This window comes from Herbidospora mongoliensis (assembly GCF_001570545.1).
Classification (GTDB): Bacteria; Actinomycetota; Actinomycetes; order Streptosporangiales; family Streptosporangiaceae; genus Herbidospora; species Herbidospora mongoliensis.
Genome location: NZ_BBXD01000008.1, coordinates 466,625 through 487,311, shown reverse-complemented (window position 1 = coordinate 487,311; position 20,687 = coordinate 466,625). Strand labels below are relative to the sequence as shown.

The 20,687-nt window shown below is 67.9% G+C and carries 22 protein-coding genes; 13 read left to right on the top strand and 9 right to left on the bottom strand.

Features of this window, described 5'->3' with window-relative positions:
- Window positions 1-73: 73 nt before the first annotated feature.
- Complete coding sequence (locus AW272_RS02490; protein WP_245657162.1) at window positions 74-613, bottom strand: RNA polymerase sigma factor; 540 nt, start codon at window positions 611-613, stop codon at window positions 74-76.
- Between the two features lie 126 nt (window positions 614-739).
- Here AW272_RS02490 and pyrE point away from each other — a divergent pair, with 126 nt between their 5' ends.
- Window positions 740-1,276 carry an orotate phosphoribosyltransferase gene (gene pyrE / locus AW272_RS02485; RefSeq protein ID WP_066360651.1) on the top strand — a complete coding sequence of 179 codons (537 nt, stop codon included), beginning with the start codon at window positions 740-742 and terminating at the stop codon, window positions 1,274-1,276.
- Here the strand turns inward: pyrE and AW272_RS02480 are convergent.
- Both AW272_RS02480 and AW272_RS02475 read right to left on the bottom strand, forming a co-directional pair.
- On the bottom strand, window positions 1,248-1,682 hold the full coding sequence (locus tag AW272_RS02480; protein ID WP_157518204.1) for a hypothetical protein: 435 nt from the start codon (window positions 1,680-1,682) through the stop codon (window positions 1,248-1,250). The two genes, pyrE and AW272_RS02480, sit on opposite strands and share 29 nt — an antisense overlap.
- Before the next feature lie 85 nt (window positions 1,683-1,767).
- The gene (locus AW272_RS02475) at window positions 1,768-2,466 is read right to left on the bottom strand and encodes a DedA family protein (RefSeq protein WP_066360647.1); all 699 of its coding nucleotides are present in this window, start codon (window positions 2,464-2,466) and stop codon (window positions 1,768-1,770) included.
- Between the two features lie 117 nt (window positions 2,467-2,583).
- Between AW272_RS02475 and fbaA the strand changes: the two genes are divergently transcribed.
- The 4 genes from fbaA (at window position 2,584) to AW272_RS02455 (ending at window position 6,514) form a co-directional block, all read left to right on the top strand.
- Window positions 2,584-3,606: a class II fructose-bisphosphate aldolase gene (gene fbaA / locus AW272_RS02470; RefSeq protein ID WP_066360645.1), complete on the top strand. Its 1,023-nt coding sequence runs from the start codon at window positions 2,584-2,586 to the stop codon at window positions 3,604-3,606.
- Between the two features lie 129 nt (window positions 3,607-3,735).
- Entirely contained in the window at window positions 3,736-4,152 is a 417-nt protein-coding gene (locus AW272_RS02465) for a DUF3151 domain-containing protein (RefSeq protein ID WP_066360643.1), read from the top strand.
- 100 nt (window positions 4,153-4,252) lie between these two features.
- Window positions 4,253-5,536, top strand: coding sequence for an adenylosuccinate synthase (locus AW272_RS02460; RefSeq protein WP_066360641.1), 1,284 nt, complete (start codon window positions 4,253-4,255; stop codon window positions 5,534-5,536).
- 78 nt (window positions 5,537-5,614) lie between these two features.
- A complete protein-coding gene (locus AW272_RS02455) occupies window positions 5,615-6,514 on the top strand; it encodes a glycerophosphodiester phosphodiesterase family protein (RefSeq protein WP_066360638.1) in 900 nt (299 codons plus the stop codon).
- A 51-nt stretch (window positions 6,515-6,565) separates the two neighbouring features.
- On the opposite strand, the gene corA is transcribed toward AW272_RS02455, so the two are convergent.
- Entirely contained in the window at window positions 6,566-7,669 is a 1,104-nt protein-coding gene (gene corA / locus AW272_RS02450; protein ID WP_066360637.1) for a magnesium/cobalt transporter CorA, read from the bottom strand.
- Between the two features lie 260 nt (window positions 7,670-7,929).
- Here corA and purD point away from each other — a divergent pair, with 260 nt between their 5' ends.
- The 4 genes from purD (at window position 7,930) to AW272_RS02430 (ending at window position 13,894) form a co-directional block, all read left to right on the top strand.
- Entirely contained in the window at window positions 7,930-9,147 is a 1,218-nt protein-coding gene (gene purD / locus AW272_RS02445; protein WP_066360636.1) for a phosphoribosylamine--glycine ligase, read from the top strand.
- A 505-nt stretch (window positions 9,148-9,652) separates the two neighbouring features.
- A complete protein-coding gene (murA, locus tag AW272_RS02440; protein WP_066360635.1) occupies window positions 9,653-10,924 on the top strand; it encodes a UDP-N-acetylglucosamine 1-carboxyvinyltransferase in 1,272 nt (423 codons plus the stop codon).
- 212 nt (window positions 10,925-11,136) lie between these two features.
- Window positions 11,137-12,429 (top strand): transcriptional regulator, encoded by a 1,293-nt coding sequence (locus AW272_RS02435; RefSeq protein WP_066360634.1) that lies wholly within the window; start codon window positions 11,137-11,139, stop codon window positions 12,427-12,429.
- A gap of 424 nt (window positions 12,430-12,853) precedes the next feature.
- Entirely contained in the window at window positions 12,854-13,894 is a 1,041-nt protein-coding gene (locus AW272_RS02430; protein ID WP_157518201.1) for a hypothetical protein, read from the top strand.
- A 52-nt stretch (window positions 13,895-13,946) separates the two neighbouring features.
- Here AW272_RS02430 and AW272_RS02425 read toward each other — a convergent pair whose 3' ends face one another.
- Both AW272_RS02425 and AW272_RS02420 read right to left on the bottom strand, forming a co-directional pair.
- Window positions 13,947-14,294, bottom strand: a complete 348-nt coding sequence (locus tag AW272_RS02425) for a nitroreductase/quinone reductase family protein (RefSeq protein WP_066360629.1) — start codon at window positions 14,292-14,294, stop codon at window positions 13,947-13,949.
- Window positions 14,295-14,359: 65 nt separating this feature from the next.
- On the bottom strand, window positions 14,360-15,187 hold the full coding sequence (locus AW272_RS02420) for a hypothetical protein (RefSeq protein ID WP_066360627.1): 828 nt from the start codon (window positions 15,185-15,187) through the stop codon (window positions 14,360-14,362).
- 232 nt (window positions 15,188-15,419) lie between these two features.
- Between AW272_RS02420 and AW272_RS02415 the strand changes: the two genes are divergently transcribed.
- From AW272_RS02415 to AW272_RS02405, 3 genes are all read left to right on the top strand, one after another.
- Window positions 15,420-15,677, top strand: a complete 258-nt coding sequence (locus AW272_RS02415) for a hypothetical protein (RefSeq protein WP_066360626.1) — start codon at window positions 15,420-15,422, stop codon at window positions 15,675-15,677.
- Window positions 15,674-15,958: a hypothetical protein gene (locus tag AW272_RS02410; RefSeq protein WP_066360624.1), complete on the top strand. Its 285-nt coding sequence runs from the start codon at window positions 15,674-15,676 to the stop codon at window positions 15,956-15,958. The genes AW272_RS02415 and AW272_RS02410 overlap by 4 nt, the downstream gene beginning before the upstream one ends.
- Before the next feature lie 91 nt (window positions 15,959-16,049).
- Window positions 16,050-16,916 carry an EamA family transporter gene (locus AW272_RS02405; RefSeq protein WP_245657161.1) on the top strand — a complete coding sequence of 289 codons (867 nt, stop codon included), beginning with the start codon at window positions 16,050-16,052 and terminating at the stop codon, window positions 16,914-16,916.
- Here AW272_RS02405 and hisC read toward each other — a convergent pair.
- Window positions 16,891-17,964 (bottom strand): histidinol-phosphate transaminase, encoded by a 1,074-nt coding sequence (gene hisC / locus AW272_RS02400; RefSeq protein WP_066361194.1) that lies wholly within the window; start codon window positions 17,962-17,964, stop codon window positions 16,891-16,893. The genes AW272_RS02405 and hisC overlap by 26 nt on opposite strands.
- A 94-nt stretch (window positions 17,965-18,058) precedes the next feature.
- Between hisC and AW272_RS02395 the strand changes: the two genes are divergently transcribed.
- A complete protein-coding gene (locus AW272_RS02395) occupies window positions 18,059-18,769 on the top strand; it encodes a polysaccharide deacetylase family protein (RefSeq protein ID WP_066360620.1) in 711 nt (236 codons plus the stop codon).
- A 48-nt stretch (window positions 18,770-18,817) separates the two neighbouring features.
- Here the strand turns inward: AW272_RS02395 and AW272_RS02390 are convergent, their stop codons facing one another.
- Together AW272_RS02390 and AW272_RS02385 are read right to left on the bottom strand one after the other, a co-directional pair.
- Window positions 18,818-19,906, bottom strand: coding sequence for an acyltransferase family protein (locus AW272_RS02390; protein WP_066360619.1), 1,089 nt, complete (start codon window positions 19,904-19,906; stop codon window positions 18,818-18,820).
- A gap of 103 nt (window positions 19,907-20,009) precedes the next feature.
- Window positions 20,010-20,666: an NUDIX hydrolase gene (locus AW272_RS02385; RefSeq protein WP_066360618.1), complete on the bottom strand. Its 657-nt coding sequence runs from the start codon at window positions 20,664-20,666 to the stop codon at window positions 20,010-20,012.
- Between the last annotated feature and the right edge of the window lie 21 nt (window positions 20,667-20,687).

Here is a 20,687-nt window from a genome sequence, read left to right as displayed (position 1 = left end):
TGTGGCCGCGAGGATGAATCCCGCCGATTGTCTCCCCGGCGACCGTACCAGTTTGTCCCGTTCTTGCCTTCTCTTATGTGCGAAGGTACGCGTCTCTCAGACCCCTCCTGGCACGGTAGGCCAGCGCCGCCACACCGTTGGCCGTCAGCCCCAGGAGCGGGGCTATCTCCGCAGCTTGATGGTCTTCCACGGCGGTGTGCCACAGGACCATCCGCCAGCGTTCCGGGAGCGACCGGAAGGCCTTGGCGACCTCGGCCCGCTCGCAGCGCGCCAGCGCCGGATCGACGAAGGGCTCGCCGGGGGCGTAGCGCTCGATCTCGTGGGTGGGGACGTCGCGGCGGTCGGCGCGGTCGTAGGCCGCGCGGCGGACGGCGGCGAGCAGATAGGGGCGGAACTCCCCCCTCGGGCCGCCGCCCCGGCGGATCAGGTCGAGGATGCGGGTGAACGTCTCGGCGACGATGTCGTCGGCGTCGTCGATGGACCCGTAACGGAACAGGTGCCGCGCGAGGGCGCGGGCGGCGGGGCGGTGGCGTTCGTAGAGGGCGCCGTAGGCGGCGGAGTCGCCGGCCCGGAGGGCGTCGAGCAATTGCGGGTCGCTTTGCCCGATTTGCACACTCAATGTTACCTCACGATTACCCGGGGTTGACCGCCTGATGATTCCGCGCCTGAGGCCGTCTGTAACGTGACGATCATCAGTCAGGAAAACTGACTCACTCAGAGGGTCAATACGCTGGGGGTCATGACTGATCGAGAGCTTCTGCTGGACGAGATCAAGAGCAAGGCCGTCGTGCACGGCCGGGTGACCCTTTCCTCCGGGAAGGAGGCCGCCTATTACGTGGACCTGCGCCGCATCACCCTCGACGGGACGGCCGCCCCGCTGGTGGGCCGGGTGATGCTCGAACTGACCGAAGACCTCGGTTTCGAGGCCGTCGGCGGGCTGACCCTCGGCGCCGACCCGGTGGCCACCGCCATGCTGCACGCCGCCGCCGCCCAGGGCCGGCGGCTCGACGCCTTCGTGGTGCGCAAGGAAGGCAAGGCCCACGGGCTCCAGCGCCGCGTCGAGGGCCCCGACGTGGCCGGACGCAGGGTGCTGGCCGTGGAGGACACCACCACGACGGGTGGGTCGGTGCTGACCGCCGTACAGGCACTGAACGAGGCCGGGGCGGTCGTGGTCGGCATCGCGACGATCGTGCACCGGGGTGGCGACGCCAACCTGGCGACCGCCGGGGTGCCCTACCGGTCGGCGTTCAGCTTGGCTGACCTTGGCCTCGGGTGACGGTGAAGGAGGCGGGCTCCCCCGGCGGTGCCGGGGGGCGCGGCTTTCCGTTCTCCCAGATCTTCACGAGTGAGGCGTCGTCGAGGACGACGTCGAGCTTGCCGTCGAAGTAGGCGACCTGCTCACCCTTCGTGAGCTGCCCGTTCAGCAACACGTCGCCGCCGGGGATCCGGACGAACACGGGGCAGCTCTCGACCTGGCAGGCGATCTGAAGGGTCGCCGGGGCGGTCCGTGCGGCCTGGGCGGACGCCGCGGGGGGAACCGGGGTGTCGGGGGCCTGGATCGGGTCTGTCGCGGTGAGCAGCCCGACGACGCCCACCACGACGAGCGACAGCAGCGCGCCTACCGCGATCACGATGAGCACGATCCGGGCGATCCCCAACGGATCGGACCTATGTCGTCCCACTCTTCTGACGGTAACCGCTTGGGAAGACTGAGCTGTCCCAAAAAGTAAGATATTACGATCGGCTATCGGCGCGGGTCACGCCGTCTCACGCGGTCTCGCGGTGGTGCTTCCCCTTGGGTCCGGTGCCCGGAGCGAGCTTGGCCGCGTGCTTGGCGGCCTTCCGGTTCTTCATGACCTCACGGATGATCGGGATCACCGACAGCAGGATGATCACCGCGGCGCCGGGCAAAATGTAGCGGTCGACGTTGGGGATCCGGCTGCCGATGAAGTAGCCGAAGAGCAGCAGGCCGTCGGTCCACAGGACGCCGCCGACGATGTTCCAGATCAGGAATCGGCGGGGGTTCATGCCCAGCATGCCGGCGACCGGGTTCAGGAACGTCCGGACGATCGGGATGAACCGGGCCAGCACGACGGCCTTCTCCGGGCCGAACTTCTCGAAGTAGTGCTGCGCCTTGTCGACGTACTCCTGCTTGAACAGGCGCGACTCGGGCCGGGCGAACAGGCGGGGACCCGCCTTCGCGCCGATGTAGTGGCCGACTTGGGCGCCCGCGATGGCGCACACGGGGGCGCCTATCAGCAGGACCGTCAACGGGAACGGCGTGTCGAGCCCGACCGCCGAGGCCACCTGCGCCGACGCGCCCATTCCGGCTACTACCAGCAGCGAGTCGCCGGGCAGGAAGAAGCCGATCAGAAGCCCGGTCTCGGCGAAGATGATGACGAGAATGCCGATGAGCCCGAAGGTGACGATCCACCATTCGGCGCTGAGAAGATTCGTGAGGTCCATCGCGACAAGAGCGTACCCCGGCATGATGAGAACGGCGGCAACCCGGGGCGCTTCACACATCCGGGCATGCTTCGGAATACTGGTCTACACCAATCCACGTTCATTGGAGCACTTTCGATGCCTATCGCAACCCCAGAGGTCTACGCCGAGATGCTCGACCGGGCCAAGGCCGGCGGGTTCGCCTACCCGGCGATCAACGTGACGTCGTCGCAGACGCTGAACGCTGCGCTGCGCGGCTTCGCCGAGGCGGAGAGCGACGGCATCCTCCAGGTCTCCACCGGTGGGGCCGAGTTCGCGTCGGGCACCACCGTCAAGGACATGGTCACCGGTGCGACCGCCCTTGCCGAGTACGCCCGCGTGGTGGCCGCCAAGTACAACGTGACGGTCGCGCTGCACACCGACCACTGCCCGGCTGACAAGCTCGACGGGTTCCTGCGCCCGCTGCTCGAGATCTCCCGCGAGCGGGTCTCCCGCGGCCAGGAGCCGCTGTTCCAGTCGCACATGTTCGACGGCTCGGCCGTGCCGCTGGAGGAGAACCTCCGGATCTCCTCCGAGCTCATCGAGAAGACCGCCGAGGCGCGGGTCGTCCTGGAGATCGAGATCGGCGTCGTCGGCGGCGAGGAAGACGGCGTCTCCCACGAGATCAACGACAAGCTCTACACCACCCCCGAAGACGCCATCGCGACCGTCGAGTCCGTCGGCCTGGGTGAGAAGGGCCGCTACCTGCTCGCCGCCACCTTCGGCAACGTCCACGGTGTCTACAAGCCCGGCGCGGTCAAGCTGCGCCCGTCGGTGCTGAAGGACATCCAGGACGCCGTCGGCGCCAAGTACGGCAAGGACAAGCCGTTCGACCTGGTCTTCCACGGCGGCTCGGGCTCGCTGCTCGAGGAGATCCACGAGGCGATCTCCTACGGCGTCATCAAGATGAACATCGACACCGACACCCAGTACGCCTTCACCCGTCCGATCGTCGACCACGTCTTCAAGAACTACGACGGCGTGCTGAAGATCGACGGCGAGGTCGGCAACAAGAAGGCCTACGACCCCCGCGCCTACGGCAAGCTGGCCGAGGCCGGCATGGCCAAGCGCATCGTCGAGGCGTGCCAGCACCTCAAGTCGGCCGGCACGAAGCTCAGCTAGGTATCGTGCGTGAAGGGGCCCGGATCGGCGAAGATTCGGGCCTTTGGCATACACGGGAACAAATGATTACGGTTTGCCACTAACAGGTAAGACAGTGTTCAAAGACCGATCACGAGAACGGGAGCCGCTGTGGAAACGCACGAGAACCTGCTGGCCGGCCCGCCCCCCACGCAGCTTCCCGACAACGCCGAGGCTCGCAAGATGATGGAGGACGGGATCAAGGCGGCCGACGTGGCGGCCCGGTTCCCGACCTACTCCGCCGCCTGGGGCGCGCTGGCCGACGACTACTTCGCCGCCGGCCACGCGATCACGTCGTACGCCTTCGCCCGCACCGGTTACCACCGGGGCCTCGACCAGTTGCGCCGCGCCGGGTGGAAGGGCCACGGGCCGATCCCGTGGGAGCACGGGCCCAACCAGGGCTTCCTGCGCTGCCTGAACGCGCTGGCCCGTGCGGCCTACGCGATCGGGGAGAAGGACGAGGCGGAACGTTGCCAGCAGTTCCTGCGTGATTCGTCCCCTGAAGCGGCCGACGCGCTGTCGAACTGACCGGAGATCCCCTTTTTCCGACACCTCAGGTAGTCTCGGTTTGCAAGAGCCCCTGTCGCTTGCGCGCAGGGGCTTTGGTTTTTGTTCCGGGAGATTGACCATGCCGGCTGTCGTTCTCGTGGGCGCCCAGTGGGGCGATGAGGGCAAAGGGAAGGCCACCGACATCCTCGGTGGCGTCGTCGACTACGTCGTCCGCTATCAGGGCGGCAACAACGCGGGTCATACCGTCGTCATCGGCGACCAGAAATACGCCTTGCATCTGCTGCCCACGGGAGTGCTGTCCCCCAACGTGGTGCCTGTCATCGGCAACGGGGTCGTCATCGACCCCGGCGTGCTGCTCGGTGAGATCGACGGGCTCGCCGCCCGCGGCATCGACTGCTCGAAGCTGCTGATCTCGGCGAACGCGCATTTGATCATGCCCCACCACAAGGCCCTCGACAAGGTCACCGAGCGCTACCTCGGCAAGGCCAAGATCGGCACGACCGGGCGGGGCATCGGGCCGGCGTACGGCGACAAGATCTACCGCATGGGTGTGCGGGTGCAGGATCTGCTCGACCCGGGCATCCTCGCCAAGAAGATCGAGGTCGCCCTCAACGAGAAGAACCAGATACTCACCAAGATCTACAACCGGCGCGGGCTCGACCAGGACAAGGTCCTGGAGGAGTACCTCGGCTACGCCGAGCGGCTGCGCCCGCACATCGCCGACACCTCGCTCATCCTCAGTAAGGCGCTCGACGACGACAAGTTCGTGCTGCTCGAGGGCGGTCAGGGCACCCTGCTCGACATCGACCACGGCACCTACCCGTTCGTGACCTCGTCGTCGCCGACGAGCGGGGGCGCCTGCGCCGGTTCTGGCATCCCGCCGACGCGGCTCAACCGGGTGATCGGCATCGTGAAGGCGTACACGACCCGAGTCGGTTCCGGCCCCTTCCCGACCGAGCTGCTCGACGAGACCGGCGAGTGGCTGCGCAAGACCGGCCACGAATACGGCACCACCACCGGGCGCAACCGCCGTTGTGGCTGGTACGACGCCGTGATCGCCCGCTACGCCAGCCGCATCAACGGCGTGACCGACTTCTTCCTCACCAAGCTCGACGTGCTGTCGGGCCTGGAGAAGATCCCGGTCTGCGTCGCCTACGACGTCAACGGCGTGCGCCACGACGAGATCCCGATGACCCAGACCGACTTCCACCACGCGAAGCCGATCTACGAGGAGTTCCCCGGCTGGCAGGAGGACATCACCTCCGCCAAGACCTTCGAGGACCTGCCGCCCAACGCGCAGGCCTACGTCAACGCGCTGGAAGAGATGTCCGGAGCGCCCATGTCCGCCATCGGCGTCGGTCCCGGCCGCACCCAGACGGTGCAGATCAGGTCGCTCGTCTGACCCTGCTGTGATGTGAGGCACGCCGATGGGAGCCCCAATACAGGGGACCGACCGGCGTGCCTTGTAGGGTTCGCGGTTGTGCATCGACCTGTTGAGTTGCACGGGCACCGGGGTGCCCGCGGCCTGCGGCCCGAGAACACCCTGCCCGGTCTCGCCTACGCGCTGGAGATCGGCGTCGACGCCCTCGAGTTCGACGTCGTGCTGACCGCCGACCGCCAGTTGGTCCTGAGTCACGACCTGACCGTCTCTCCGATCACCAGCCGCGACACCGGCAGCGAACAGCTGGTGGGCCGGCCGATCAACCAACTCACCCTGTCGCAGCTGCGCACCCTCGACGTGGGGGTGCGCCGACCCGTTCGCGAGAACGACCCGTTCATGCGCACCCAGGTCGGCCGGCCCGACACCCGCATGCCCACATTGGGCGCGGTGCTCGGGCTCGTCAGCGCCTACGGCGCCGACCACGTGCGGCTCAACATCGAGCTCAAGTCAGACCCCACCCGGCCCGATCTCTCGGCCGACCCGAAGATCTTCACGGGTCTGGTCCTGGACGAACTGGCGAGGCACCGGCGGATCGACAACTCGGCCATCCTGAGTTTCGACTGGCGCATCCTGGTGGCGGCGCGAGACGCCGTACCGCACCGATACGCGCTGGTCGAAGCGGCGACCATCGATCCCGTGTGGATGGCCGGCTTCGACATCCGCGACTTCGTGGTCGACATCGCGGGCGCGGCCGAAGCGGTCGGCGCGACCGCGCTGTCACCCGACCGGGTGCTCGTCGACCGTCAGCTCATGACGGGCGCGGCCCGGCGCGGGCTGCCCGTGGTGGTGTGGACGGTCAACGACCCCGCCGAGGCGGCCGAGTTGCTGGACCTGGGCGTGGCCGCCATCGTCACCGACTATCCCGACCGCATGCGGGAGCTGTGGACCGATCGCGGCATCCCGTTGCCGCGTTCCGTGAAGGCGGTCGCGGCGGTCTGAAAGCCGGCCGCCGCGTTCCAGGGCGCGGCGGAGCCCCCAAGCGCCGTGTTCTTACAGCCAGCCGTTGCGCCGGAACGCCCGGTGCAGCAGGGCGCAGGCGACGACCATCACGCCGACGACCACCGGATAGCCCCACACCGCGTCGAGCGCGGGCATGTGCTCGAAGTTCATGCCGTAAATGCCCGCGATCATGGTCGGGACGGCCAGGATCGCCACCCACGAGGAGATCTTGCGCATGTCCTCGTTGGCCAGTGCGTTGGTGCGGGCGAGCGCGGCCTGCAGGATCGAGTCGGACAGCTCGTTGCTCGACTGCACCTGCTCGCACACGCGCGACAGGTGGTCGGAGACGTCGCGGAAGTATTCGCGCATGTCCGAGGGGATGATCCGGCGCTGCGAGAGCTGCGAGAACGGTGTGGAGAGCGGCGCGACCGCGCGCTTGAGCTCCAGCATCTCCCGCTTGAGGTGGTAGATCCGGTTGATGTCGCGCGAGCTGACCTCGGCGAACACCGCCGCCTCGACCTCTTCGAGCTCGGCCTGCATCTGGTCGGCGACGTAGAGGTACTTGTCGACGACGTGGTCGGCGATGGCGTGGAGGACCCCGGACGGGCCCCGGTTGAGCAGCTTGGTCTTGTCTTCGAGCTTCTCGCGGACGTCGCTGAGCGGGCTGTGGGCGCCGTGTCGCACCGTCACCACGAAGTCGGGCCCGACGAACACCATGATCTCGCCGGTGGCGATGATCTCGGCCGACTCGGTCAGCACCTCGTGGTCGAGGAACGCGACCGTCTTCAGCACCACGAAAAGCGAGTCGCCGTAACGTTCCACCTTCGGCCGCTGGTGGGCCTTGACCGCGTCTTCGACGGCGAGGGGGTGGAGCCCGAACGTCTCGGCCAGCCACTCGACCTCGGGGGCCTCGGGCTCGTAGAGCCCGACCCAGACGTAGGCCTCGGGCTTGGGCGCGTCTTCGTTGTGCTGCCGGACGATCTGGACGGCCTGCGCGATCCCGTCACAGGCCACCTTCCGGCCGCCGATGTAGGCGCCGAAGGTGACGAGCGAGTCGCTCGACGGAACACAGGGGAACTTCTTCGTCTCACCCGACGTGGAGACCACGACGGGACGAGGGGTGCGGATCCGGGGGAAGAGGGTGGCGGAGCGCATGTGGGTCCCTTCAAAAGCCGGGCTCACATGCTCCGCGCGAACAGCGGAGTCACCCCTTACACGGGCGCGGGCATGCGGGCGGCGGTCATATGGAAATGGAGAGGGATGTCGCGCACGTCAGACGTGCGCGTGCACGTACTGACGGGATCGCCAGAGGACACCCGTACCACCTCCAATCGCCAATTGACACCGCAAAGCGAACCCAAAATATCACATGCTCCCAGGATAACTGCGGTTCCAGGGCCTGCGAGAATACGTGGGTGCGAGTTCTGGTGATCGGTTCAGGAGGCCGCGAGCACGCGATCTGCCGTGCTCTCCGACCCGCCGAGGTGCATTGCGCCCCCGGCAACGCGGGCATCGCCGAGGTGGCCCACGTCCATGACGTGTCGCCCCTCGACGGCGCCGCCGTCGCGGCTCTGGCCCGCGATCTGGCCGTGGATCTGGTCGTGATCGGCCCCGAGGCGCCCCTGGTCGCCGGAGTCGCCGACGACGTCCGCGCCGCCGGCATCCCGTGCTTCGGCCCGTCGCGCGAACCCGCCGCCATCGAGGGTTCCAAGAGCTTCGCCAAGTCGGTGATGGAGGCGGCCGGCGTCCCGACCGCCCGCGCCTTCACCTGCACGACTCCCGACGAGGCCGCCGACGCCCTCGACGCCTTCGGCGCGCCCTACGTCGTCAAGGACGACGGCCTGGCCGCCGGCAAGGGCGTCGTCGTCACCACCGACCGCTCCGCCGCGCTGGCCCACGCTGCGGCGTGCGAGCGCGTCGTGATCGAGGAATACCTCGACGGCCCCGAGGTCTCCCTGTTCGCCCTGTGCGACGGCAAGACCGCCGTCGCCCTCCCCCCAGCGCAGGACTTCAAGCGCGCCTACGACGGCGACGAGGGGCCGAACACGGGCGGCATGGGCGCCTACACGCCACTGACCTGGGCCCCCGACGGCCTGGTCGACGACCTCATGACGACCGTGGTGACCCCGACCGTCAACGAACTGGCCCGGCGGGGCATGCCCTACACAGGCGTCCTCTACGCCGGTCTCGCCCTGACCTCCAAGGGCCCCAAGGTCATCGAGTTCAACGCGCGCTTCGGCGACCCCGAGACCCAGGTCGTCCTCGACCGCCTGGAAACGCCGCTTGCCGACCTCCTCATGGCCGCCGCGACCGGCGAACTCGCCTCCCAGCCCGCCGTGGTGTCTCGTCCGGGCGCGGCGGTCACGATCGTGGTCGCCGCCGAGAACTATCCCGACGCCCCGGTGAAGGGCGACGTCATCGACGGCCTTTCCGCGGAGGTCGAGGGGGCCTACGTCCTCCACGCCGGCACCGCGCTCAAGGACGGCCGGGTCGTCTCCAACGGCGGCCGCGTGCTGAGCGTCGTCGGCACCGGCGACACGGTGGCCGAGGCGCGGGCGCGGGCGTACGAACTGGTGGGGCACATCGAGATGCGGGGCTCCTTCCACCGCAGGGACATCGCCGCCGGGCGTTAGTCACATCCGCACCATTGAGTGAATCGCGGCACACCGGCCGCTGTTTTCGCTGATCCGGGCGTATGGCCCTGACCAAATAGGACAAGTGAAACAGCGGTATTCCGGTAAGGCGCGCTGTCGGTACGTGGCGGATGGCGCCACTCGGTCTGTGGTGGATTTCGGTCAGTGGCTTCGTACACGAGACCGAAAATCCTTCTCAGGGAACTGGACGAACATGCCTTCTCGTCAGGGGCTATGCCGGTTTTGGGCCTGATTTCGAAGCGTTTCGGTCGCTCGGTCAGTCGTTCGTGTTCGATGCGCTGACCTCGGGATGATTGGCCTGGAACTTCGCTTTTCGGGGCAGAACTCCGGCCCACTATGCGACGGCCTTTAACGGCCTTACGGGCCGTACTTTCCGGGGGTGGTTCCGCCGCGAATGACCCCGGTTAGCGGCTACTGTGGCCCGATACCCGGCTACCGCACCTGCCGCACCTTCCTCTCCACCCCCAACCGAGGAGACTCATTCATGGTTCGTTACCGCGTGCGCGGTGGCAATGCGCTGCGTGGAACCGCGTTTGTTCAGGGCGCGAAGAACGCCGTGCTGCCCATGATCGGGGCGGCCCTGCTTGCGGCAGAAGGCCGGACGGTCCTCCGTAACGTCCCTCTCATCGAGGACGTCCGGAGGGCGATCGAGCTCGCCGAGGCCGTCGGCGCCCGGGTGTGGTTCCACGAGGAGGAGCGCACGCTCGTCATCGACGCCTCAGAAGTGAACACCCCGGTGCTCCCCGAGGAGATCGCGTCGCGCTTCCGCGGCGTGATCCTGTTCGTGCCGGCCCTCCTCCACCGGGTCGGCGAAGCGGTCGTCGAAGGCGTCGGCGGGTGCAATCTGGGCGCCCGGAACCTCGACTTCCACTACAACGGCTACAAACGGCTCGGCGCGCTGGTCGACGAGCAGGAGAGCGCGATCCACATCAAGGCCGCCGGGCTGACCGGCGCCACGCTCTACCTCGACCGGCCCTCCCACACGGGCACCGAGAACCTCCTCATGGCCGCCGCGCTGGCGCAGGGCACGACCGTCATCGAGAACGCCGCGCTGGAGCCGGAGGTCCTCGACGTCATCGAGATGCTCCGCAAGATGGGCGCGAACATCAGTGGCGAGGGCACCGGGTTCATCACGGTCGAGGGCGTCCGCGAGCTCAAGGCGGTCGAGCACACCGTCATGGCCGACCGGCTCGACGCCGGGGCGTTCATGATGGCCGCCGCGATCACCGGCGGCGAGGTCACCCTGCTGGGCACCTCGCTCGAACACCTCGGTGTCGTGCGGTGGAAGCTGGAGCAGATGGGCGTGGAGTTCTCCCAGGAGGGCGCGGTCGTCCAGGCCCGCCGTGACGGGCCGCTGCGGCCGATCAACGTGATCACCGACACCTACCCGGGCTTCGCGACCGACCTCCAGCCGCAGCTCATGGCGATGGCCACGCTGGCCACCGGCCCGAGCCACATCCACGAGCGCATCTTCGACGGCCGGTTCGCGCTGGCCCGGGAGCTCAACAAGATGGGCGCCGAGGTCGAGGTGAACGGCAACCGGGCGGTCGTCCACGGGCCCACTCCGCTGCGGGGCGCCCACGTCGAGGCGCACGACCTCCGGTCGGGCATCGCGCTCGTGCTGGCGGGCCTGGCGGCCGAGGGCGAGACGGTGATCGAGTCGGGCTACCGCGTCGACCGGGGGCACGCCGACATCGCCCAGCGCCTCAGAGCCCTCGGAGCCGATGTGGAACGCGAGATTTCCCCTTTTGCCTAGTTCGACGTCCATAATGGCATTGACCAGCCACAACATAATGGGAAAGGACCGTGCCGCCCTTCTCGGAACGGTATTCCGGAAAATCCGGGCGTGACATTACGGCCTCCGGGAGCGATCGTTCCAAAGAGAAGTCAATCGAGAAGGCGCGCGGGATGGGACGAACATTGGTCGAGCGTTCTGAGGACTCGCCACGCGGACGCGTGGGGGGCGGGATGGGCGCTGGGACGCCGGATCTCACCATCGGTGTGGTGGGCCCCCATGACCTCGTCGAGCGAGTCATGCTCATGGGACACGCCGCCGCCCCGGTGCCGTGCCGCCTCGTGGCGGCCGCATACCGGGACGAGCAAGAGGCATCCGACAAGGTGACCCGGTTGGGCGGCGTCGACGCCTGCCTATTCGCCAGCCCGATTCCCTACGAGCTGGCCCGGCGAGCCGGAGTTCTGACGATGCCGGCGACACACGTCCAGCTCGGCGGTGCGGCCCTCACGGCCGCGATCGCACGGGCGGCCCTCGACGACCGCATCGACCCTCGCAGGGTCAGCGTCGACGTGCTGGGCCGGGGCGAGGTCGACGAGGCATTCGCGGACCTGGGCATATCCACGGCAGAGGTCCACAGCCGCGACGAGCCGGGAGCGACCGGCACGATCGCGGCCTATCACGAGCGGCTGGTCCGCCAAGGCGCCACAACCGGCGCCTTGACCTGCATACCGGGCGTGGCAGACCGATTAACGGCCGCGGGCATCCCCACGGTCCGCATTCGGCCCACATCGGCGGCGGTCCGCACCGCTCTCCACACGGCGGCCCTGCTCGGGGCTCACCACCGGCTGGAGGAATCCCAGCTGACGGTGATCCTGGTGGAGGTGCCGACGCTGCGGGAACCCATAAGGCGGGCGGCTCCGCGTTACTGGCGTGACGAGCTCCGGCTCTCCCTGCACCGCTTGCTGGTGCAGGAGGCGAACCGGATCAACGCCAGCGTGTGGCCGATCGACGACCACAGCTACCTGGTGGTGGCGACGCGGGGATCGATCGCCGGGGCGACCGACGGCTTCCGGGTGCTGCCCTTCGCGGCGAGGATCCGCGATGAGCTGGGCCTGGCGGTCGAGGTCGGGGTGGGCATGGGCCGCACGACCCATGACGCCGAGACACACGCACGGGCCGCACTGGCCCGTACGCAGGCCGGGAAGCAGGCACAGGGCTTCGCGGTGGACCGGGAGGGTCGCACGCTGGTGCCGCCGCCCCGGATGCCTCCGCAGTCCGCCGGGCCCGCCAAGCCCAAGGGCGTCGAGGTGCTGGCGCGGCTGGCCGCGAAACTGGAAGGCGGCGACACCGTCGTCGACGCCGAGGGCGCGGGGAAGATGCTGGGGGTGACACCGAGGACGGCGCGAAGACTCCTGCGCACGCTGGTCGACGAGGGACTAGCGTGGCCGCTTCCGCCCAACCGGACACCACAGCCCGGACGGCCACGACAGCTCTACCGGCTGATCGTGGAGAAGCTGAACCGCTGAGAAGGCGAGTGCCCGGCATCCCTGAATGGGGGTGCCGGGCACTCGCTTTTCTTGTCCGAAAAGGTCCGGGTATATCCGGACACCATTTCACTTCACCGATTTCAAGGAGTGCGGTACGGGCGGGTCTGGAGTTCCAAATGGCACTATCAAAAACAAAGCCAGGAATGGCCGGCGACATGTGATCGATCGAACCCGTCCGGCGCCCCAGAGAGGTGCCTGATCTTGCACTTCTGACAGAAGCGGCACCCCGCGACGGCCGCGACCGCGGCCACGTCCCGGCACGGAGATCGGCCCGCATTGTCGGCGGCGTCCCCTAGGTCTGTTTTGATACAAAATGACGGATTCACCCGGTCCAACCGAGCCACCATTCCGATGCAAGTTCGCGCCCGCAGGATGAGCCCTGATCATCCAGAGAGGACGAGCAATGCGTTTATGGAGTGTCTTGGTGCCGCTGGTCGCGGTACTGGTGGCCGGTGCGCCCCCGGCCCAGGCGACCGCTCAGGCGGCGGTCCCAACGGTCTCGGTGGCGTCGGCAGGGGCTCAGCCGCCGTCGTACACCGGTCAGTGTCATCCAGGAAAGGCGTTCACCCTCAGCGCCGCGATCACGGCCGACGGCCCCGGCACCGTCGGGTACATCTGGTCCGGCACATATAACCACTATCGGCAGGTGACCTTCGCCGAGGCCGGAACGCAGACGGTGACCTTGACCAGGACGCACAGCCTCGGGCGCGACCAGCAGAGTGCGACCATCCGCGTGTTCGGCGCGAACACGACGGGGACGGCCGTCACTTACGGGCTGACCTGCACCGACCCCGTACCAGGCAGGCCACAGATCCAGCCCGCCGCAATTCACGTCGGCCGTTGCGGCTCCGACGTCGTCCACACGGTCAGTGCGCAGATCAGCTCGCCGATCGCGCAGACCGTCCGGTACCGCTGGGACAGCTTCTACGACCGGGAGTTGCCCGGTGCGGAGGGTGAGCGCGTGATCGTCTTCACCGAGCCGGGAGTTCAGACCGTCAGCTCGACCTTCCAGCGCGTTCCGATCCCCGGCACGAATTCGGGCGACAACGTCGGGGTGGAGATCCTCAGCCCCGGCGCCACAACGACGGAGGTCCTGCACTACCGAACGGTCTGTGTCAAGGCCGAGTTCACCTCGCTGACCCGTGTCTCCGGCAGTTGCAAGCCGGCGACGCCCTACAAGTTCAAGGTGGACGGCTACATCGAGAGCGACGCCATCGGGGACATGTCCTACGCCTGGGCGCGTCAGGACGAACTGGAGGGTGAGTGGACGCGCGACGCGTGGACGCCTATGTCCTTCTATGTCGACAACAGCCCCGGCCGACAGACCGTGAGCAAGACGTTCACCGTGCCCTCGGGCGGATCAGGATCGTTCCGCCTGGAGATCCTCGGCACCGACGGCAACGTGGTCTCGACCAGTAAAGCCTTCAAGACCTGCAACGTCTGACCTTCTCGCCCTGGTGACCGCCCGGCATCCGCGGAGAGTGCCGGGCGGTGTTTCACCGGTCGAGGGTGACGGTCACCGTGACGCGCCCCTTGGCGTCGCGGCGGGTGACGGCGTGACCTGTCCGGTCGGTGCCGTCGAGCTCCACCGAGACCGGGCCGCCCTCGCCGAGGAAGTTGCGCCACCACAGCTTGGCGTCGGGCATCTGCGACCCGATGACCACGATGTCTCCCGTCCGCCGGTAGCCGACGGGGATGCTGAAGGTACGGCCGGAGCGCCGCCCCGTGTAGGTGAGCACCGTGAGGTGCCTGCTGACCAGGCCTCCCCATCGGGGAGAGGTGCGCAGGTTCATCACGCAGGCGTTGAACCGGGCGACCGGCTTCCTCGGCAGTCTGCAGGGCATCGCCCCACGCTAGCCGGGCGTCCTGTCCGCACGAACGAAGTGAGAGACCAGGGCGGCAAGCCGTCTCAGAAGTCCCGCGAGCCGGTGGGAGCGATCGAGGCGTCTTCGGTGTCGCGCTCGGCCTGCCGGAGATGCCACAACGCCTGAATGAAGATCGTCCGCCACACGCCCTCCTTCTCGAAGGCCAGCCTGCGGATCGCCTCCACCAGTGCGAGGCCGCCGGCCCGGAAGGAAGCCGCCTGCTCCACCTTGCCCACAGCCCTCTGCCACCATTCCTTGGCGGCGCCGAGGTACTCCTCGCATTCCCGGCGAGTGAGCCCCTGGCGGTGCGCCTCGCACGCGAACAGGACGGCGGCCTGGTAGGCGGCCTCAGGGTCGCCTTCCTCCGCCCGTCGCACGATCGCATCGCCCACCCGGCCCCATGCCCGGGGCATGCGGGTGGCGACCCCACGCTTCTGCGGAAGCCGGATCTCCTGCGGAGTCTGCTCAAGGATGTCGCCCGGCACGAACGACATGGCCGGCTCGGCCCTGCCGGGCGAACCGTATTCCGCTGCGGCGGCGCCCCAGAGGTTTGCGAATTTCTCGGTGAAGGCGCTCACCTGCGCAAGCGTGGCGGGTCTCCGCAGACCGTTCTGGATTCCGATCTGCAGGAGCGCCATCGCGGTGGTGCGAACGAGCGGCCACTCGACCGGACGGGTGAACTTCCCCGTCATCAGGTTGGAGAGGGTCGAGCGGGACAGGTGGCGCCAGTTCTGGCCGTCTTCGCGGGCCTTGATGTCGGCGCCCGCCTTCACGATGTCGACCAGCGAAGGCCGGCCGACCGAGGCGTGGAGGTCGGTCAGTTCCCGCAGTAGAGCGTCACGGTGAACCCGGGATAAGTGCGCAGTACCCATGAGCCAGAACGTCTCCGAAACGGTGGGGGCCCTATCTCTGTAACGCCCGACCGAAAATAGGCCTAAAGGTCATAAATGCCGCAAGATTGGCGGCATGACGGTGAGGTTAGCGCTTCCACAGCATTCACACGCGCCGTTTTCTCTCCCTCCGCGAGGAGTCACGGTCCAGCCTTGTCCAGAGTCGTTCAGAGTCGTCCAGGACAGTCCGGAGCTGCGAAAACTCGTCCAGAGTGTGGCGATCTCGATAGAAGTGCTTACCTGGCTGGCAATCCTGGAGCACGTCACCACCGGCTCCGAGAAAGTTCCGACAATGACCCCCTTTCACTCCCTGACCACGGTCGGCCTGGTCTCGCTGGCCATTTCCTTGATCTCGTACATCCTGAGCATCAAGGTGGGCGCCGCCTCCGCCGTCGCGCTCATGGCATCGGGCGGCACATTCCTCACCGTCGCCACGCTGGGCATGCTCATTCTCGAATACCTCAGGAAATGAGCACCCTTCGTCTCCGCGAGGTCTATCCCCGCCTCGCCAGGACCATCGCGGACCTTCTGCTGGCCGACCCGCTGGCCGCCACAGTGGACGATCTCCCGTTCCTCGGCCCCTGCACCTGCTCGGCCGGCTGCGCGAACCTGCTCACCGCGCCCCCGGGTTCGGCGAGCCCGCTCCCTATGACGCTGCTCCGGGACGGCAAGGCGGTCCTCACGCTCAGCCTCGACCCGTCCGGGACCGCCATCAGGGACATCGAGGTGCTCGACGCGGCCGTCCTTGGGTGATCGTTGCCCGATTTCGGGACCCAGCCTGGAGCGCTTTACCCCGATTTGGCTATTGTCATGAGCCATGAAGCGGGACGGTCATGACATACGTGTGTGGGTCCTCCTGACGACCGTCTACGTCGTCTGGGGATCGACCTATCTGGGCATCGGCATCGTCATCGAGACCATGCCGCCCTTCGTGTCCGGTGGCATACGGTTCGTGGTCGCCGCAGCGATCCTCGGCACGTTCCTGCTGATCCGCAAAGGCCCGGAGGCCTTCCGGATGACGCGCCGCGAGTTCCTCGACGCCGCCGTGGTCGGGCTGCTGCTGCTGACCGGCGGGAACGGCATGGTCGCCGTGGCCGAGCAGCACATCTCCACCGGGCTCGCCGCGCTGCTGGTCGCCTCGACGCCGCTCTGGCTCGTCATCATGCGCACGATCTTCCGGGACCGCCCCCACGTCCTGACGCTGACCGGTGTCCTCATCGGGTTCCTCGGCGTCGCCGGGATCTCACTCACCGGCGGGACGTCGGGGGGAACCATCGGAGTGGTCGTCATTCTGATCGCGTCGTTCTCGTGGGCGGTCGGGTCGTTCATGTCGGGCCGCGCGCCCATGCCGAAGAACCCGTTCGCCGCGTCGACCGTGGAGATGGTCGTCGGCGGCGCCGGGTTGCTGGTGGGCAGTGTGCTGGCGGGGGAGCATTTCGTCCCGGCGGAGGTGTCCGCGCGGTCGTGGTGGGCGCTGGTCTACCTGATCGTCGTGGGGTCGCTGATCGGGTTCACGTCGTACGTGTGGCTGCTCGGGAACGCGCCGATCTCGCTCGTCTCGACCTACGCCTACGTCAACCCCGTCGTCGCGGTCGCTCTCGGGATGATCATTCTGGGCGAGACCGTGACGACCATGATGGTGGCCGCCGGTCTCGTCATCGTCGCCGGAGTGGCGCTGGTGGTCTCTACCGAGCGGAAGCGCGTGTCCTGAAGGCCTGTGCGGCGCTGAGGAAGACGTCGTTGGCCTCGCGGTCCCCAATCGACACACGGGCACCCTCCGACCCGAAGGGGCGCACAGCGACGCCCTCAACGGCGCACGCCGCCGCGAACGCGGCCGTGTCGTCGCCCATGCCGAGCCAGACGAAGTTGGCCTGCGACTCGGGGACCGTCCAGCCCTGGGTGATCAGCGCCTCGCGGACCCTGGTGCGTTCGGCGACGACCCTCTCGACGCGCTCCAGGAGTTCCCGCTCGGCGGCCAGGGACGCCACCGCGGCGGCCTGGGCCAGGTGGTTGACGGCGAAGGGGACCATCGTCTTGCGGACGGCGGCGGCGATCGGCTCGGGGCCGATCAGGTAGCCGACGCGCAGGCCGGCCAGGCCGTAGGCCTTGGAGAAGGTGCGCAGCACGGCGACGTTGGGGCGGTCGCGGTAGAGGGTCAGGCCGTCGGGCACGTCTTCGTCGCGCACGTATTCGCGGTAGGCCTCGTCGAGGACGACCAACACGTTTTCCGGCACTCGGGAGAGGAACTCGGCGATCTCCGCCGCGCGGTTGACCGTGCCGGTCGGGTTGTTGGGGTTGCAGACGAAGATCATGCGGGTGGCCGGCGTGATCGCGGCGGCCATCGCGTCGAGGTCGTGGGTCTCGGCGGCGAGCGGGATTCGTACGGAGACGACTCCTGACAGGTCCGCGAGCAGCGGATAGGCCTCGAACGAGCGCCAGGCGTAGATCACTTCCGCGCCCGGCTCGCCGACGGTCTCGAACAGCTGCTGGGCCACGGTCACCGAGCCCGCGCCGAGCGCGATGTGCTCCGGCGGGACGCCGTAGCGGGCCGCGAGCGCCTCGGTCAGGCGGGTCGCCGCCGGGTCGGGGTAGCGGTGGACGGTCGCGGCGGCCTCGGCGATGGCGGCGACGACGCTGGGGAGCGGCGGCTCGGGCGACTCGTTCGAAGACAGCTTGTACGAGCGGCCTTCGGCGGACACCACGGCCTTGCCCGGCGTGTACGCCGTCATGGTGTCGAGTATGGCCCTGAACTGCGGCATCGATTGCACCCCTCCGTTGCGGTGATGTGCCCCACAGACTACTTCTTCGGTGGTCTCAGGGTCGTCCCAGGGAGTTCGTCTAGGATTCGGCGCTATGCGCGTGATCGTCCGGGGGGCACTCGCCCTCGTCTTAACCACGTCCCTGCTCGCCCCGGCCGCATCGGCGAACGCGAAGGTCAAGCCCTACTGCGAGCGCTACAAGTGCATCGCCCTCACGTTCGACGACGGCCCCTGGCCCTACACGCCCGCCCTGCTCGACACCCTGAAGAAGCACAAGGCGAAGGCCACCTTCTTCGTGCTGGGCCGGAAGGTCGAGAGCCGCGCCGACATGATGAAGCGCATGGTCGACGAGGGTCACGAGATCGGTAACCACACCTGGGACCACCCCGACCTGACCAAGCTCTCCGACGAGGAGATCATGGCCGAGATCGCCGGCACCCAGCAGATCATCCAGGAGACCGCCGGCATCACGCCGACGTTCATGCGCCCGCCGAACGGCGCGACCAACTCCCGCGTCGGCTCCCTGATGAAGTCGCTCGGGCTGCCGCAGATCCTGTGGACGGGCTCGACCCTCGACTGGCAGGCCCGCGACACCAAGGTCATCAAGGAGCGCACGCTCAAGTTCGCCAAGCGCGACGCCGTCATCCTGCTGCACGACATCGTGCCGGAGACGGTGAAGGCCATGGAGACCGTCGTCGACACCCTGACGAAGAAGGGCTACAAGCTCGTCACCGTCTCGACGATCCTCGGCGACCGGGTGCTCAAGCCCGGCGAGGCCTGGCCGAAGCCGCCCAAGAAGAAGTAAGACACGGACGGCCGTGGCTCGCGCCACGAATCTGCCCCAAAGAGCAGGTCAGTCGGCGATCTTCAGCGAGCGCGACAGCGCCGCCTTCAACCGTGGCTGGGCGGGCACCTCGACGAACCGGTAGACCGCCCACGCCACGAGCAGCACGATCCCGATGACGACCGGCAGCGTGATCCGATGCCCGAGGATCGGGTTCAGCCACTGGATCATCAGGAATCCGACGTGGTGGTGGAACAGGTAGAGCGGGTAGGTCAGCGCGCCCAGCAACGTCAGCCCGCGCCAGTCGATGCCGTCGAGCCGCCCGAGCGCGACCAGGATCATCACCAGGAACATCAGCGAGATCACGCCGACGACGAGCGCGGTGCCGAGCGGCTCGCCGAACCGCTTGATGGCCGAAGGGCCCTCGCCGAGGAGCTGCACCAGGCCGAAGACGTAGGCGAGGCCGACGAACAGCCACGGGAGCAGCGAACCGCCGAACCGGTAGATCAGATAGAGGGCCATGCCCGCGATGAAGTAGGGCGCCCCGAACTGGGCCAGCGCGACCTTCAGCAGGGAGATGTCGAGCCGCTCGGCCAGCGCGAGCAGCACGATCCAGCCGCCCATGAAGCCGAGAACTCTTCTGTACGTGATCCCGACCACCGCGAAGCACGCGATCATGACGTAGAAGATGAGCTCGTGCCAGAGCGTCCAGTAGACGATCTCCAGGTCGCGGATCCGCAGGCCGTGCTGGAACATCGTCAGGTTGGCGAGCAGTTCGCTCAGGGTCGGGCGGTGGTCGGTGATGAAGCCCATCAACGCGAGCCCGCCCAGGATGATCACGCTGGCCCAGTAGGCCGGATATAAGCGTGCGATCCGGGAGCCCATGAACTCGCCGGGGGTCCGGCCCCAGGCGCTCATCAGGATCACGAAGCCGCTGATCATGAAGAACAGCCGCACTCCGTAGGCGCCGAACATCGTCACGCCGCTCAGGGCCGGGAACGCGTTGACCGTCCCCCACGCGCGGGTCTCCCCGAAGTGGAACAGCACCACCGCCATTGCCGCCACGAACCGCAGCAGGTCGAGCACCCGTAAGCGGGGCTGCGCGAAGGGGGGTTCAACGGCGGCCGCCGGCACAGTGCGGGGCTCCGATATCAGCACAGGGGGAGAATATCCCGATAACTAACAGAGGGATCTGCAATCACACCGCCAACATGTGACCATTCACGCCGGATCTGCGCATAAGTCACATTCCGCAGCGAGGTCAGACCCGCAGCATCGGTGGGTGCAGCGCCTCCGCCGGTCCCCTCCGGTAGAGCATCGCCGGGCGCCCTCCATCGCGCGTGGTCGTGCGCCCTGACGGCACCAGAAACCCCTCGGTCTTGGTCACCTTGCGGTGGAAGTTGCGCGGATCGAGGGGGCGGCCCCACACGATCTCGTACACCCTTCGCAGTTCGGCCACAGTGAACTCGGTCGGGCAGAAGGCGGCGCCCAGTGAGGTGTACTCCAGTTTCGACCGGGCCCGCTCCAGACCGTCCATCATGATGCGCCGGTGGTCGAAGGCCATGTCGGTCAGGTCGCTCAGCGGCTGCCAGCTCATGTGGGCCTCGGTGGAGGCGGGCAGGTCGGGGGCCAGGCCCAGGTAGGCGACCGACACCACGCGCTGGCGCGGGTCGCGGTCGGGGTAGCCGTAGGTGCGCAGTTGCTCCAGGTGGACCGGCGCGCCGGCCATGCCGGCCCGTTCGGCCAGCACCCGGGCGGCCGCGGCGGGCAGGTCTTCGTCGAGATGGATGAAGCCGCCCGACATGGCCCACAGATCCGGGTATGGCGGCCGATCCCGGCGCCACACCAGGGCGCACAGGGCGCTTGACCTCACCGTCAGCACGACGAGATCCACGCTGACGGGGATGCGCGGGACCATGTCAGGCACGTTACACGCTGT

Bases quoted from the DNA above. Each gene is read 5' to 3' on its own strand.
- AW272_RS02430 (WP_157518201.1), top strand. From the start codon at position 12,854: ATGCGTTTATGGAGTGTCTTGGTGCCGCTGGTCGCGGTACTGGTGGCC.
- AW272_RS02420 (WP_066360627.1), bottom strand. From the start codon at position 15,187: ATGGGTACTGCGCACTTATCCCGGGTTCACCGTGACGCTCTACTGCGG.
- murA (WP_066360635.1), top strand. From the start codon at position 9,653: ATGGTTCGTTACCGCGTGCGCGGTGGCAATGCGCTGCGTGGAACCGCG.
- fbaA (WP_066360645.1), top strand. From the start codon at position 2,584: ATGCCTATCGCAACCCCAGAGGTCTACGCCGAGATGCTCGACCGGGCC.
- AW272_RS02475 (WP_066360647.1), bottom strand. From the start codon at position 2,466: ATGGACCTCACGAATCTTCTCAGCGCCGAATGGTGGATCGTCACCTTC.
- corA (WP_066360637.1), bottom strand. From the start codon at position 7,669: ATGCGCTCCGCCACCCTCTTCCCCCGGATCCGCACCCCTCGTCCCGTC.
- AW272_RS02435 (WP_066360634.1), top strand. From the start codon at position 11,137: ATGGGCGCTGGGACGCCGGATCTCACCATCGGTGTGGTGGGCCCCCAT.
- AW272_RS02425 (WP_066360629.1), bottom strand. From the start codon at position 14,294: ATGCCCTGCAGACTGCCGAGGAAGCCGGTCGCCCGGTTCAACGCCTGC.
- AW272_RS02460 (WP_066360641.1), top strand. From the start codon at position 4,253: ATGCCGGCTGTCGTTCTCGTGGGCGCCCAGTGGGGCGATGAGGGCAAA.
- pyrE (WP_066360651.1), top strand. From the start codon at position 740: ATGACTGATCGAGAGCTTCTGCTGGACGAGATCAAGAGCAAGGCCGTC.
- AW272_RS02395 (WP_066360620.1), top strand. From the start codon at position 18,059: ATGCGCGTGATCGTCCGGGGGGCACTCGCCCTCGTCTTAACCACGTCC.
- AW272_RS02385 (WP_066360618.1), bottom strand. From the start codon at position 20,666: ATGGTCCCGCGCATCCCCGTCAGCGTGGATCTCGTCGTGCTGACGGTG.
- AW272_RS02410 (WP_066360624.1), top strand. From the start codon at position 15,674: ATGAGCACCCTTCGTCTCCGCGAGGTCTATCCCCGCCTCGCCAGGACC.
- hisC (WP_066361194.1), bottom strand. From the start codon at position 17,964: ATGCCGCAGTTCAGGGCCATACTCGACACCATGACGGCGTACACGCCG.